At 46.1% G+C, this 15,433-nt stretch carries 5 protein-coding genes (1 of these 5 running past the window's edge); all 5 read left to right on the top strand.

Translation table 11 applies throughout. The features are described from left to right. Positions 1–10: 10 nt before the first annotated feature. Entirely contained in the window at positions 11–1,273 is a 1,263-nt protein-coding gene (locus ACWGXJ_RS16075) for a hydroxymethylglutaryl-CoA synthase family protein (protein WP_452567151.1), read from the top strand. Continuing rightward, positions 1,270–2,031 carry an enoyl-CoA hydratase/isomerase gene (locus ACWGXJ_RS16070; protein WP_452567150.1) on the top strand — a complete coding sequence of 254 codons (762 nt, stop codon included), beginning with the start codon at positions 1,270–1,272 and terminating at the stop codon, positions 2,029–2,031. The genes ACWGXJ_RS16075 and ACWGXJ_RS16070 overlap by 4 nt, the downstream gene beginning before the upstream one ends. A 45-nt stretch (positions 2,032–2,076) precedes the next feature. Next, positions 2,077–2,826 carry a polyketide synthase gene (locus tag ACWGXJ_RS16065; RefSeq protein ID WP_023989389.1) on the top strand — a complete coding sequence of 250 codons (750 nt, stop codon included), beginning with the start codon at positions 2,077–2,079 and terminating at the stop codon, positions 2,824–2,826. A 221-nt stretch (positions 2,827–3,047) separates the two neighbouring features. Next, positions 3,048–14,189 (top strand): amino acid adenylation domain-containing protein, encoded by an 11,142-nt coding sequence (locus ACWGXJ_RS16060; protein WP_452567149.1) that lies wholly within the window; start codon positions 3,048–3,050, stop codon positions 14,187–14,189. Beyond that, positions 14,173–15,433, top strand: partial view of an SDR family NAD(P)-dependent oxidoreductase gene (locus ACWGXJ_RS16055; RefSeq protein WP_452567148.1) — the 5' portion only. It continues 18,437 nt past the right edge of the window; only the first 1,261 of its 19,698 coding nucleotides appear in the window; it begins with the start codon at positions 14,173–14,175; its stop codon lies off the right edge, out of view. Before ACWGXJ_RS16060 ends, ACWGXJ_RS16055 begins: the two co-directional genes overlap by 17 nt.

Here is a 15,433-nt window from a genome sequence, read left to right as displayed (position 1 = left end):
GGGGACGATTATGGTTGTCGTGGGAATTGAGGCAATGAACGTTTTTGGTGGCTCTGCCTATCTGGATGTTATGCAATTAGCCCAACACAGGCAATTGGATCCTGCAAGGTTCGAAAATTTATTAATGAAAGAAAAGGCGGTTGCCCTGCCTTATGAAGATCCAGTTACCTTTGGAGTAAATGCGGCAAAACCGCTGGTGGACGCTCTTTCAGAAGCGGAAAAAAACCGAATCGAAATGCTTATCACCTGTACAGAATCAGGTATTGATTTTGGGAAATCAATCAGTACATATATTCACCACTATTTGGGGTTGAATCGGAATTGCAGATTATTTGAGCTCAAGCAAGCCTGCTATTCCGGTACTGCAGGACTCCAAATGGCGGTGAATTTTATTCTTTCTCAGGTCTCGCCAGGAGCAAAAGCGCTTGTAATTGCCAGTGATATTTCACGATTTATTGCTGCTGAAGGCGGGGATGTCTTGAGTGAGGATTGGTCTTATGCTGAGCCCAGTGGAGGCGCAGGGGCCGTGGCAATGCTCATTAGTGAAAATCCTCATGTTTTTCAAATCGATGCAGGCGCTAATGGATATTATGGCTATGAGGTGATGGATACTTGCCGGCCGATTCCAGATAGCGAGGCTGGGGATGCAGATTTGTCTTTAATGTCCTATCTGGATTGTTGCGAGCAAGCGTTTTTGGAATATCAAAAACGGGTGAAAGGAGTGGATTATAAAGATACCTTTCAGTATCTTGCCTTTCATACTCCTTTTGGCGGAATGGTAAAAGGGGCGCATCGCACGATGATGCGAAGGTTGACTCAATCCAAACCAAATGAGATTGAGGCAGATTATTTACAACGTGTTAAGCCTGGATTAGCGTATTGCCAACGTGTCGGAAATATTATGGGGGCGACTTTGTACCTCTCCTTGGCAGGTACGATTGATCAGGGTACATTCGATGCTCCAAAGCGAATCGGCTGTTTTTCCTACGGGTCAGGCTGCTGCTCTGAATTTTATAGCGGGGTTGTTATGCCGCAAAGCCAGGAACATCTGCGGCGTTTTGAAATCGAGCGTAATTTGAATGATCGCTATCAGTTATCTATGGATGAATATGAATCCCTGCTAAAAGGCAGTGGCGCCGTACGATTTGGAACCCGCAACGCCAAGCTGGATGTTCAATTGATTCCGGGGGTCATAGCTTCCGGGAAAGGGAGACAGCGGTTGTATTTGGAAGAAATCTATGAATTCCACCGTAAATACAGGTGGGAATCATGAGTTATCAAACGATTCAGGTTCGCTTTCAAGAATCGATTTGTTATATTCGGTTTTACCGACCTGAGGCAAACAATACGATTAATAATACCCTCATCGAGGAGTGCTTGCATGTGCTGGCACTGTGTGAAGAGTCGGTTACGATCGTAGTTTTGGAGGGTCTGCCAGAGGTGTTCTGTTTTGGGGCGGATTTTGAGGGAATGCGTGAAAAAGTGGAAAGTGGACAAGAACATGCAATGAGTCCAGAGCCTATGTATGATCTGTGGTTAAAACTAGCAACTGGGCCTTATATCACGATTTCTCATGTGCGAGGAAAAGCAAACGCTGGTGGCGTCGGATTTATTGCTGCCAGCGATATTGTGATAGCTGACGAGACGGCACAGTTCAGCTTGTCAGAATTGCTATTCGGACTTTTCCCTGCTTGCGTTCTACCATTTTTAGTCCGCAGGATTGGATTCCAAAAAGCGCATTATTTAACACTAATGACGCAGCCCGTTTCGGTTCAACAGGCCCATGTATGGGGATTGGTTGATGCGTACGATGTTCAGAGCGAGATGGTGCTACGCAAACATTTATTACGTCTCAGACGATTGACCAAGAAGGGGATCTTACGCTACAAGCGCTTTATGGATGAACTCAACGATTTGCGTCAATGTAAACCACTAGCGTTGGCGTCCAATCAAGAGGTGTTTTCAGATTCTCAAAATCTTAACGGGATTTTCCGGTACGTTGAAACGGGGCAATTTCCGTGGATGGACTGATGGCGTGCGCCACAAGATGGGGATGAAGGGGGGAAGAAGATCATAATGTCACAATCCGTGGTTGAATTACTTGAAATCGAACGAGGCATTATTCAAGTGAAAATGCAAGATAGAGTTCATAAAAATACATTTACGCTTGAAATGACCCATGGACTAAGACAAGCGTTCAAGACGATCCAAGAAGATTCAACCTGCAAAGTCGTAATTCTAACAGGATACGATAATTATTTTGCCACGGGTGGGACGCAAGAGGGACTGTTGGCTTTACATGAAGGAATCTCGAAGTTTACCGATGAAAATATATACTCACTTGCATTGGGCTGCAAAGTTCCAGTGATAGCTGCCATGCAGGGACATGCGGTGGGCGGAGGCTTTGTAATGGGGCTATTCTCTGATTTTGTAGTCCTAAGCAGGGAAAGTGTGTACACGACTAATTTTATGAGATACGGATTCACACCGGGAATGGGTGCCACGTATATTATTCCTAAAAAACTAGGGTTCAGCTTGGGAGAAGAACTATTGTTAAATGGGGGCAATTATCGAGGCGTTGAACTGGAGAAACGGGGAGTTCCGTTTCCGACCCTGCCCCGCAAAGAAGTGATGGGCTATGTAATGGATCTTGCCCGGCAGCTAGCCGAGAAACCCAGATTTTCTTTAATCACGCTAAAGGATCATTTGGTTGCTCCACTCCGGGAACAGCTTCCCAAAATCGTAGAACAAGAGCTTATCATGCATGAGAAGACCTTTCATCAAGCGGAGGTTAAAGAACGAATTATCAACTTGTTTGGAAAATAACCAAATAGAGATTCCTTGAATGCCTTTGCGGTTGTTCATGCGAACCAGCAACGAGTATGAAAGAAGCATAAAGCCTTCCTCATCACTCGTTTTTTCTTTGATATATTTTAGCAGGCAACTCCTGGCAATGCTTCAAACGTGAATAATAGCTCAAAATGGACAGGGTGATAAGCCTTTAGCTCATGTTATATAAACTTTGTGTTCTGAGGAGTTGGTGGAGAATGATGCGAAAACATGACCAAACATGGAACCTTGATATTCCGATCGCTTCTTTTATTGAAACTTGCCGGAAATTTCCTGAAAAAGAGTTATTTACGTTTGAGAAAGAAGGCCAGAGTCCTCAAATTCTTTCCGGAAATACGCTTCTACATCAAATACAGTCTTTGGGCAGTATCCTTTTGAAAGAACTGGCTGAGCAGGAACGGGCACTTCTTGTATTTCCTCAGGGCCTGGAATATATCAGCAGCATGCTGGCATGTTTTTATGCAAATATCGTGGCCATACCTACACCTATTACAGATTCGGAGCCGGATGAAAAAATCTTTGAGAAGATGATGCCTATTTATAAGGATTCCCAAGCCGTATGTATCATAACTAATACGGACTTCAAAGCATTTCTCCAAACACGGGAGGAGTTTAATTCAATCCGTATCCTGAATATTGATGAAATCTTTCAAGAAAACGCCGTTAACGTTGACATAGAAATGAGAATGCCAGTGCCGCAGGATACTGCTCTTTTGATGTATACATCGGGCTCAACATCCTTACCAAAAGGTGTAATCCTTAGTCACAGCTGCTTGATGAATCAGGCCAAGGCTGAGCAATGGAGAATTGACCGGAATAGCCGTGTTGTTTCCTGGACGCCGCAATTTCATGCTTTTGGACTGCATAACAATATTTTAGTCCCACTTTTAAACGGGGCATCGAGCATTATTCTCCCGCCAGAAAGCTTCGCTAAAAATCCGGAAAATTGGATTCATATGATGGACAAGTATCAGGCTACCCATACGGCAGCGCCAAATTTTGCGTTCGATTATTGCTGCTCCACACTGGACATCGCTTCAATTAAGCAATATTCACTTCGCCATCTCCAAGCGATTATATGTGCAGGTGAGCCCATTCGGAAGGAAACTTACGAGAACTTCATCCATAAATTCCGGGCATTAGGGCTACGAGAGGATATATTTTGTCCCCTCCTTGGCTTATCGGAGCTGTGCCCCGTCGCCAGTATAAAACCAGGTCAGTCGATGAGATTCCTTAATTTAGATATCCCTAGCTTGGAGCAACGAAGAGTCCAATACACGGATGAGAAGAACAAATCGAAGTCCGTAGTGAGCTGTGGGGAGATTGAAGATCCGACGCAAATACGAATTGTTCATCCTGAAAGACATACACAATGCTTACCGGAGGAAGTCGGCGAGATTTGGATTAAATCCGCACGGATGGCAGAGGGATATTTAAACAGGAAGGAAGAAACGAATAGCACTTTTGAGGTAGCCCTTTCCGATACAAAAGAAGGCGGCTTTTTTCGTTCCGGGGACCTTGGCTTCATTGCGGATAATCATATCTATGTCATCGGCAGAGAGAAGGAAGTCATCATTATTCGCGGCAAAAATCATCATCCCGTCGATATTGAATGGACCATCCAAAAGAATATGCCAGAGTTGACCTTGCCCATCGCTGTATTTTCCTCTGAAATCAATGGTCAGGAAAAAGTAATCGTCGTACAGGAAATTGAAGCGTCCCTTCATGAGCAGGAATATAAACGGTTGGTCGAAAACATACTGAATGCCGTATCCGATACGCATCAACTTGAAATTTACGATATCTATTTGCTGCTTAAGGGAAGTATACCCAAAACGGGAAGTGGGAAAATCCAAAGAAAGATCTGCCGCAATGCTTATATCAAACAAGAGCTTCAAGCACTTTATCAATATCGGAGTGGGTTTTCACCATCACATTCGAATATGGAAGAAACCGCTGCAGAAAACCATGACGCTACCAAAAATGTCATTTCGTTGGTTCAGTCGAAGATTCAGGAGTATATAGTGCAATTTTTGTGTTGGGAACTGAATCTCAAGCACGAGGAAATGAATTTGAATACAAATCTTCATGGTTATGGCATCGATTCTATTCTTGTCATGAAGCTTATACGCGGCCTTGAGAAGTCCTATCCGATCAAGGTTAAAGCAAGAGAAATTTTAGAGAACCCGACGATTCAACTATTATCGGCATATTTAGCCCAAAAGGTTGAAGAAGATAAATCCACTGTACAGGTCAATACTGAGAAAAATTCGCTCAGTTTCCGAAGGAATCCGCTTTCTGAAGTTCAGAAAGGGTTGTGGCTATTACATAAAATGTCCCCTGAGATGAATGCTTACAATATACCAATATGCCTCCGGTTTAATACGAAGATTGAGATTGAGAGCATTAAACGGGCTTTTCACATCGTTTTAGAACAGTATCCTATTTTAAAAAGTGTGATTGAAGAGGAAAATGGGATACCTTATCAAAAGCTGCAGCCCACGCAGCCGCTTCATGTGCAAGTGGAGGATATTTCAGCCTTGGAAGTAGATAAGATTATTCCATTTATTAGCAATAAAGCAAAGCAACCATTCATGCTGGAACAGGATCCTTTGATGCGTATTTATGTTATGTCCAGATCTGAACAGGAACATTTCATACTGGTTGTCATCCACCATATTATTTTTGATGGAAGTTCTTTCGGCATGTTTATACAAAGCTTTTTAGATGCCTATAAGAACGTGGTACAGGGAAAGACATCGACAGTGTTGCCACCCGCAGCGAGCTACGGCGATTTTGTTAAATGGGAGCAAACGATGTTAGCGAGTGCAGAAGGGGAGAAGTATCGTTCCTACTGGACACAACAGCTGTCAGGTGCTTTACCGACCCTGGAGCTGCCATATGACCGCTCTGGTTTTCCGGCTCAAAGCATGGAAGCACAAACATATTCCAAGCCGCTTCCGCTTAAATGGGTCAAACGAGTAAAGTCTTTTGCCCAAGCGCAATATACGAGCTTGTCTACAGTCTTGTTAGGTATGTATACGGTATTGCTTAACCAGTATTCGGGACAGGAAGATATCATTGTTGGAATGCCAGTTATGGTGCGCCCGGAGCAGCGTTTTGATAATTTAATCGGCTATTTTGTCAATATGCTTCCAATACGGAGTCGGGTATCGGAAACAGAGACATTCCTGGATTTCATGAAAAAATTGCAGCTGACAGTAGTCGATGGAATGGATCATGCCTCGTATCCTTTTCCGGCTCTGGTCCGAGAATTGAATGTGCCGCGGATACAGACGAGCTCACCTGTTTTCCAAGCAGCCTTTTCTTATCAAAACTTCCTTCCAACTTCAAGCTTTCGGCAACTTTGCAAGCCATATAAAGATATCTTTTTCGTCGAATTGGTTGAAGAAATTCACCAGGAAGGCGAATACGAGTTGGTATTGGAAATGCAAGAGCAGGAAGAGGAAATGATATTAAATATCAAATATCGCTCCAATTTGTTCGATCATTCAACCATCATACAGATGGCAGAGCGTTATATAGAATTAGCGGAAGCACTTATGGAGAATCCCACTTGGCCCTTGGAGGAGCATTCATTACTTTTACCAGAGGAAAAGGACATCATCCTTAATGACTGGAATGCTACCGGAACAAGTTATCCTGATAAATGCTTTCCTGAATTATTCACAAAACAGGCAAGAAAAACACCTGAAGCTATTGCAGTTGTATATGAAAAGGAATCGCTTACCTATGGGGAACTAAAAGAAAAGAGCACTTTGCTGGCCTTATATTTGCAGAAACATGGGGTAACTCCTGATACTCTTGTGGGGATTTGCATGGAACGTTCTTTAGATATGGTGATTGGGCTGTTGGGAATCCTGATGGCCGGTGGAGCCTACGTGCCGCTCGATCCGGAATATCCGGAGGACCGATTGGAGTATATGCTACAGGATTCCAAAGTTTCACTGGTCATTACGCAATCGGGGTTGTTGGAGAAAGTGTCACGTTTGGAAGGGAACAACGTTAGCTGTATTGTCCTTGATAAAGATTGGGATCATCTGAAAAGTGATGTGAAGGGTAGAAAGACAATCAAACGGGAAGTACAACCTAACCATTTGGCATATGTGATATATACCTCTGGAAGTACAGGGAAACCCAAGGGGGTCATGATTCCACATAAAGCGTTGACCAACTTCCTTATTTCCATGGGAGAGCAGCCCGGTTTAACAGAGCAGGACAAACTACTTGCAGTGACAACCTATTGCTTTGATATAGCGGGACTGGAATTATATCTGCCTTTGATTAAGGGGGCTCAATGCTATATTTGCAGCTCCAAAAACATAAAGGATACCGAAAGACTTAAGCGGGAAATTCAAAGAATAAAACCGACAATTATGCAAGCCACTCCTGTGACTTGGACCCTGCTCTTTCAAGCCGGCTGGAAGAACGAAGAGAACATGAAAGTTCTCTGCGGAGGGGAAGCCCTTTCGGAAACGTTGAAATCTTATTTTGTTCATAACAGCTGTGACGCATGGAATATGTTCGGTCCGACTGAAACCACAATTTGGTCTACAATTCAAAAGATCGACGCAGATAAGCCTATTTCGATCGGTAAGCCTATCGCAAACACCCAGATTTACATTTTGGACAAACATCTTAGACCTGTGCCTGTCGGTCTTCCGGGAGAGCTTTTTATTTCGGGCAGCGGATTGGCCAGAGGTTATTGGAACCAGCCAGAGCTTACGGCTGAAAAGTTCATAGACAACCCATTCAATCCGGAAACCAAGCTCTACAGAACTGGAGATTTATGCAGGTGGCTTTCGGACGGCTCTATTGAGTATGTGGGGCGGATGGATTATCAAGTGAAAATTCGCGGGTTTCGGATCGAGCTGAGTGAAGTTGAAGGTCAGGTCAGAACATATCCAGGAATCGATGATTGTGTCGTGATTGCCAAGGAACAGGGGGGGAATAAGCAGCTTGTTGCCTACTGTTTGCTGAACAATTCCGAGTCCGGTAAGCCTTCTCTCGATCCGAAGGAAGTGCGAAACTATTTAAAAACTTTCTTGCCCTATTATATGATACCCGCATTTTTTATAGAGCTAGATAAGCTGCCTTTGACCCCTAATGGGAAAATAGATCGAAAAGAATTAATGAATCGCAGGATCGAGTTAGCAACAACAAGAAAGATCCACTTACCACAATCGGATGTTGAACATCAAGTTCTAACGGTATGGAAAAAACTTCTGAATGTTGATGATCTAAGTACAGATGATGCTTTCTTTGACGTAGGTGGGAATTCTTTTTCAGCAGCAGAGATGATCGGAAGGGTCAAGGAATTGTTGGAATGCGATATTTCGGTGACAGCATTGTTCAAGTATCCGACAGTTAAGGAACTCAGTGCCTACATTACAGAAACAAGAAGCGAGAATGTTGATTCTCAAACGGAACAATCACATACACCGGAACAAACAGATACAGCTGAGAATACAGCCTTACCGAAAATGGATTCAGGCGAAGACGACCTCAAGCCACCCTACCCAGATTATTTTGAGGATAGTCTCGCAATTATAGGGATTTCATGTCATTTTCCAGGGGCCAAAAACCATGCCGAGTTTTGGAGCAATTTGAGGGCAGGGGTAGAGAGTGTTCGCTTCTTTTCCGAGGAAGAATTGGTTGGATTAGGGCTGGAAAAAGAAATCGTCGGGAATCGAGGCTATGTTCCCGGACGATGCACAATTGAAGGAAAAGAGTATTTCGACCCTGAGTTTTTCAGCTTATCACAGAAAAATGCAGAGTTTATGGATCCTCAAATGAAATTGCTGTTGCAGCATTCATGGAAAGCGGTTGAGGATGCTGGCTATATTAGCAAAGAAATTCCTGAAACCAGTGTGTATATGTCGGCAAGCAGCAGTTTCTATCAAGCATTTATCCCAAATTTGGCGTCGCAATCACCTAATGTCCTGAAGAACGCGGATGAATATGTAACCTGGATTTTAGCACAGGGTGGGACAATTCCTACCATGATCTCTCACAAATTGGGATTTAAAGGTCCGAGTCTGTTTGTGCACTCGAACTGCTCTTCCTCATTAGTCGGATTGCGTCTGGCTTCGCAAAGCCTGTTATCCGGTGAAGCCAAATACGCTTTAGTCGGAGCATCCACGATCTTTCCTTTTACCAGTTTAGGCTATGTGCATCAACCCGGCTTGAATTTTTCCAGTGACGGACATATTAAAGCCTTTGACGAGTCGGCAGATGGAATGATTGGCGGAGAAGGGGTTGGGGTTGTTCTACTGAAGAAAGCGCCAGATGCCGTTAGAGATGGTGACCATATTTATGCGCTTTTACGGGGAGTAGGTGTGAACAACGATGGAACCGACAAATTAGGGTTTTATGCCCCAAGTGTCAAAGGTCAGGCTGAAGTTATTCAGAAGACGATAGAATCAACCCGAATTCATCCCGAATCTATCAGTTATATCGAGACGCATGGAACCGGAACAAAATTGGGCGATCCTGTTGAATTTGCTGCCTTAAATGAAACGTACAGGCAGTATACGACCAAAAAACAATTTTGCGGTATTGGATCGGTCAAAACCAATATCGGGCATCTGGATACTGCAGCAGGTTTGGCGGGGTGCATTAAAGTTGCTTTAAGCCTATACCATAATGAGATTCCTCCTTCGCTTAATTACGAAAAACCAAACTCTGATATCCATTTGCCCGATTCACCCTTTTATGTTGTTGATCGTCTCCAAAAATGGGAGAAGGCGTCGTCTCCTCACCGGGCGGCGTTAAGCTCCTTTGGAATAGGTGGAACTAACGCTCATGCCATATTTGAACAATTTGTAGCCAATGCTGAATCAGAACGATTTAAAGATCATTCTGTGAAAGAAGATACTATCTATCTAATTCCATTATCTGCAAGGCATCATCATCGGCTTAAAGTGTATGCACAAGAGCTTTCAGATTTTTTGATAGCTTCTGAAGACATTAATTTGTCGGATGTATCCTTTACGCTTCAGACAGGACGAATGGCAATGAAAAACCGGGTAGCTTTTATCGTAAAGAATACGAGCGAGCTGGTACAAAAGCTCCAATCGTTCACGAATGAACAAGAACCTATCGAGAACTGCTGGAGGGGAGAAAACAATCAGTCAAAAGATTCAGTGCAATTATTTGAACAGGAAGAAGTTTTCAAGGAATTAATGAGCAAATGGATTGCAAATCGTGAAATGAACAAGCTGGCAGAGTTGTGGGCTAAAGGCTTCTATATAGATTGGCGATTGCTATATTCCAATGTCATACCGAAAAGAATAAGTCTACCTACGTATCCTTTTGCACAGGAGCGTTGTTGGGCTCCAGAGGTTGAGGCCAGAGCAGTAAGAACAGAAACAGCGAAAGCGCCAGCGGTTACGAGTAGCTGTACACTGCTATTTGAGCCTGTCTGGAAGAAGCAGGACATACCGCTGGAAGTCGAAATCCCTGCCTATGATCGGCGAATGGTCTTACTTTGTGAGCCGGAAGAAGTTTTGCACGAGAAACTCGAAGCGAGCTTGAATGGAGCTACGCAGGTGCTTGCCTTTCAATCCGGAAAAGGCCGGGTCGATGAGCGGTTCCAGGGCTATGCTGTTCAGGCCTTTGAGAGCATCCAAAGTATGCTCAAAGACAAGCCGAAGGGAAGAGTACTGGTCCAGATTGTGGTGCGGAACTCTGGGGAAGGGCGGCTCTTTTCGGGGCTTTCGGGACTGCTGAAGACAGCCCGGCTGGAAAATCCAAAATTCATCGGGCAGCTGATTGAAGTGGAACAGGGAGAACAGGCGGAAGGCATCCTGGCGAAGCTGGAGGATAACAGCCGTAGCCCGATGGATGGCTGGATTCGCTATGAGGAAGGTCAACGGAAAACCGCTTGCTGGAGCAGGCTTGTAACATCTGGGCAAAAAGAGGAGCTTCCATGGAGAGATAGTGGGGTCTATCTGATCACCGGCGGCTCCGGCAGTCTGGGACTGCTGGTTGCAGAAGAGATTACGCGGCAGACGCAAGCAGCGACCTTCATTTTGACGGGGCGGTCGCCGCTGGACCGAGACAAGCAGACGAAGCTGCAGGAGCTGGAAGCTTCAGGGGCCAGCGTGGTGTACAGGCAAGGCGATATCACCGACAGGAAGACGGTTATCGATTTACTGGACAGCATCGAGCAGGAATATGGACGTGTCCATGGGATTATCCACTGTGCAGGGGTGATTCAAGATAACTTCATCATCAAGAAAACAAGGGAAGAATTTATAGAGGTGCTGGGACCGAAGGTGAGCGGACTAGCCCATCTGGATGAGGCGAGCAGCGGTCAGGACCTGGACTTCTTCGTGCTCTTTTCTTCCATATCGGGCAGCCTGGGCAATCCGGGACAGGCTGATTATGCGACTGCCAATGCCTTTATGGACGCATACGCCGGATATCGGAATGCCCTGGTAGGGGCCAAGCAACGGCGGGGGCAGACGTTATCCATCCACTGGCCGCTATGGAAAGAGGGCGGAATGCGGATCGATGCGGATTCGGAACAGATCATGACGCAAAACATGGGCATTACAGCCATGCAGACTCGGTCGGGAATGAGGGCGTTGTACCAAAGCTTGGCCTCCGGCAAGGAGCAGGTAATGGTCTTGGAGGGGGAACCTGAGAATATTGAGGCCTACCTGGCGAAAGCCGTTTCACAAGCCGGTGTCCGTGCCATTCAGGCAGTACCTAACCAAGCAAGCGTACCTATGCTGGATGCAGGCTTGCTCTACGACAAAACCTTGCATAGTCTCAAGGTGCTGTTTGGAGAGGTGACCCGGCTGAGCGTCGGCAGCATTGAAACCAATGAACCGCTGGAAACCTATGGAATCGACTCGATCATGATTACCCAGCTGAATGCCAAGCTGGCGGGCTTCTTTGGTGAACTGTCCCAGACGCTGTTTTATGAGTACCAGACCTTGCGTGCTTTGACGGAATATTTTGTGGCAGAATACCCGCAGGAGTGTATGCAGTGGACCGGGATGAGCCGTGACATGCAGCCTGTAGAGGAAATACTTGCGGCACCGCTGTATGCCGAGGAAGAAGCCATGCCGGCTGAGGCAAAGGCGGAAGCGAAGCCTGTCCGAAGCTTGGCCGGATCTGTCCCTGCGGAAATGCGTGAACCGATAGCGATCATTGGGATGGCTGGAAAGTATCCCTGGTCCAGGGACATGAACGAATATTGGGAAAATCTAAAAGCAGGGAAGGACTGTGTCACCGAAATCCCGCGTGAGCGCTGGACGCTGGAAGGGTTCTTCCATCCTGATCCACAGGAAGCGGTGGTGAATGCAAAAAGCTACAGCAAATGGGGGAGCTTTATCGAAGGATTTGCAGAATTCGATCCGCTGTTTTTCAATATTTCGCCACGGGAAGCACTCGGTATGGACCCGCAGGAAAGGCTGTTCATTGAAGCCTGTTGGGAAGCGTTGGAGGACGCGGGCTACACCCGGGAACAGCTTGCGGTGCGGCATAACCGCCGGATAGGCGTATTTGCCGGAATTACTAAGACGGGCTACGAACTCTATGGGCCGGAATTATGGAAAAAGGGAGCGCAAATATTTCCCCAAATATCCTTTAGTTCGGTAGCGAATAGGATTTCGTACCTCTTTAATTTGCAAGGACCAAGCATGCCGATCGATACGATGTGTTCGTCCTCGTTGACCGCGATTCATGAAGCCTGTGAGCATCTGTACCGCGGAGAATGCGAAATGGCTATTGCAGGCGGAGTAAATCTGTATCTCCATCCGCTCAGTTATGTGGGACTTTGCGCCAACCACATGCTGTCAGCAGACGGGCAGTGCAAGAGCTTCGGCAAAGGAGGCAATGGGTTTGTCCCTGGAGAAGGCGCGGGGGTCGTCCTATTAAAGCCGCTGTCCAAGGCGATCGCTGATGGGGACCTCATCCATGCGGTGATCCGGGGGACAAGCATTAACCATGGAGGCAAGACCAACGGCTATACAGTGCCGAACCCGACAGCCCAAGGGGAACTGATCCGGGCGGCCCTAGAGCGAGCGGGGGTACATGCGCGGACGGTCAGCTATATTGAAGCCCACGGAACAGGCACGGAGCTGGGAGACCCGATTGAAGTGACGGGTCTGACTCAGGCATTCAGGAAGGATACGCCGGATACGGGATTCTGCGCCATAGGCTCTGTGAAGTCCAACATCGGACATCTGGAGGCGGCAGCGGGCATCGCCGGGGTGGGGAAAATCATCTTGCAGATGAAAAACCAGACGCTGGTTCCCAGTCTGCATGCCCAAGAATTGAATCCGAACATCCATTTCGGTCAGACGCCGTTCGTCGTCCAGCAGGAGCTGGGGGAATGGAGACGGCCGGTGGTTGAGATCGATGGAGATACGCGGGAATATCCGAGGATTGCTGGGATTTCATCGTTTGGAGCGGGAGGCTCCAATGCACATGTCATCATCGAAGAGTACATTGCGGAAGAGAAGGTGCCCATGAGCGTTACGGCTCAAAAGCCTGCGATCATCGTATTGTCAGCCAAAAATGAAGAACGACTGAAAAAGCAGGCCGAGAGATTGCTAGCCGTTATGCGGGAAGGACAGCTCAGCGAAAGCAGTCTGGCCGATGTGGCCTACACGCTGCAGGTGGGACGCGAAGCCATGGAAGAACGACTGGCAGTGATTGCAGGGTCTATGCAGGAGCTGGTGGATAAGCTGGAAGGATTCCTGGAAGGACGAGACGGAATCCCTGAGTTGTACCGGGGTCAGGTCAAACGGAATAAGGAGGCGCTGACGGCGCTGGTAGAAGATGAAGACATGGACAAAACGATCGCTGCCTGGATAGGGAAAAGGAAATATTCAAAGGTTGTTGATCTCTGGGTCAAGGGACTGGCAATGGATTGGAACATGCTTTATGGGGATGCCAAGCCGCGGCGAATTAGCCTGCCGGCCTATCCTTTTGCGAGAGAGCGGTACTGGATCACGGATATTAAAACTAAATCGGCTTCCATTGAATCTGCAGATGCTGTAAAGCCAACAGATTCGTTCATTGCCCAAAAGGCACTTGCCAAAACGGCAAATGTTTCGGAAATGAATAAGGAAGACATCGATGCTTCAAATCCCGAAGCTATTCCTTCGTATATCCAAAACATCCAGAGTCATATTTCTGCCAGTGTAAAAATAAAGAAGATGCCGGATCTTTCTTATCTAGCGGCTGCATACGAGACAATGTCCTCGACTACAGTCGACAGCAAAGCTTACTCGGAACAGGATGGAGCGACACGAGGGACTGAACGGGAATGGAGGCTTACAGATGAAGGAAATGAATGATATCTTATGCAGGCTGTTATGGAGTCATTTGCGCTTGATGGGTTTATGTCCATATGCGCAAATGGAAAAGAAAGCTATGATCGCGGATTTTAAAACAAAAAACGGCTTACTGAATTTATACGATCGTTGGCTTGAAGAAAGCATAGAGATTTTGGTACGGAATCAGTATTTGTACTGCAATGGAGAGTCATATAGCGTAGCGGGTACTGCTTCGGTCGATCTGCAGGCTGTATGGAAGGAGTGGGAATGGAAGAAAGGGGCATGGCTGAAAAATCCGAATCTCTCAGCCTGGGTATTTTTGGTAGGATCGACCTTGCGCAAGCTGCCGGAAATTTTAACCGGGAAGATACCAGCCACCGACATCATTTTTCCTAATTCCTCCATGAAACTGGTAGAAGGTATATATAAGAATAGTCCTGCAGCGGATTACTTTAATGAAGTGCTGGGAGATATCGTAGTTTCCTATCTAAATGAGCGGATCAAGCATAACCCGTCGGTACCGATTCGAATCATTGAAGTTGGTGCAGGCACTGGAGGTACTAGCGCTTTGGTCTTCCAGAAGCTCGAACCTTATCGGGAGCATATTCAAGAATATTGCTATACCGACAAATCCAGAGCATTTTTATTACATGCACAAAAAGAGTACGGTCTGCAAAATCCTTACCTGACTTATCAGATTTTTAATGTGGAAGAGTCGGCTCAGGGACAAGATATTGATACAGGTGGATATGATATTGCGATTGCCACCAATGTATTGCACGCCACACGGAACATTCGCCAAACGTTACGCAATGTCAAAGCGGCGCTGCGAGAAAACGGTCTGATTCTTATAAATGAAATCAGCGGTAACTCTCTGTTAAACCATCTATCCTTTGGCCTTTTAGAGGGATGGTGGCTTTATAATGACCCGGAGCTGCGCATTCCAGGCTCTCCCGGGTTATATCCCGAAAGTTGGCAAAAGGTATTGGAAATGGAGGGTTTCCGGTCCGTTTTCTTCCCTGCTCAGGAAGCGCATGATATAGGTCAACAAATTATTGTGGCGGAAAGCGATGGTATGATTCTTAACAAACAGGAGCCTGAACACGACAAATCTCAAATGAAACAGCGTGACGAAGGAATTCGATCAGATATTGATGTAACAAGCGAGATGGCTGAAGAGTATGTCAAGGAGCTTATCGTAGGGAAGCTGGTAGAGGCTTTGAATGTGGACTTTACTATGATTGATATTCATGAGTCATTCGCAG

The sequence above is a fragment of the Paenibacillus sp. S33 genome (assembly GCF_053615415.1).
Note: the sequence above shows the minus strand (reverse complement) of the source record. Positions and strands in the feature narration are given on the sequence as shown.

Bases quoted from the DNA above. Each gene is read 5' to 3' on its own strand.
- ACWGXJ_RS16075 (WP_452567151.1), top strand. From the start codon at position 11: ATGGTTGTCGTGGGAATTGAGGCAATGAACGTTTTTGGTGGCTCTGCC.
- ACWGXJ_RS16070 (WP_452567150.1), top strand. From the start codon at position 1,270: ATGAGTTATCAAACGATTCAGGTTCGCTTTCAAGAATCGATTTGTTAT.
- ACWGXJ_RS16065 (WP_023989389.1), top strand. From the start codon at position 2,077: ATGTCACAATCCGTGGTTGAATTACTTGAAATCGAACGAGGCATTATT.
- ACWGXJ_RS16060 (WP_452567149.1), top strand. From the start codon at position 3,048: ATGATGCGAAAACATGACCAAACATGGAACCTTGATATTCCGATCGCT.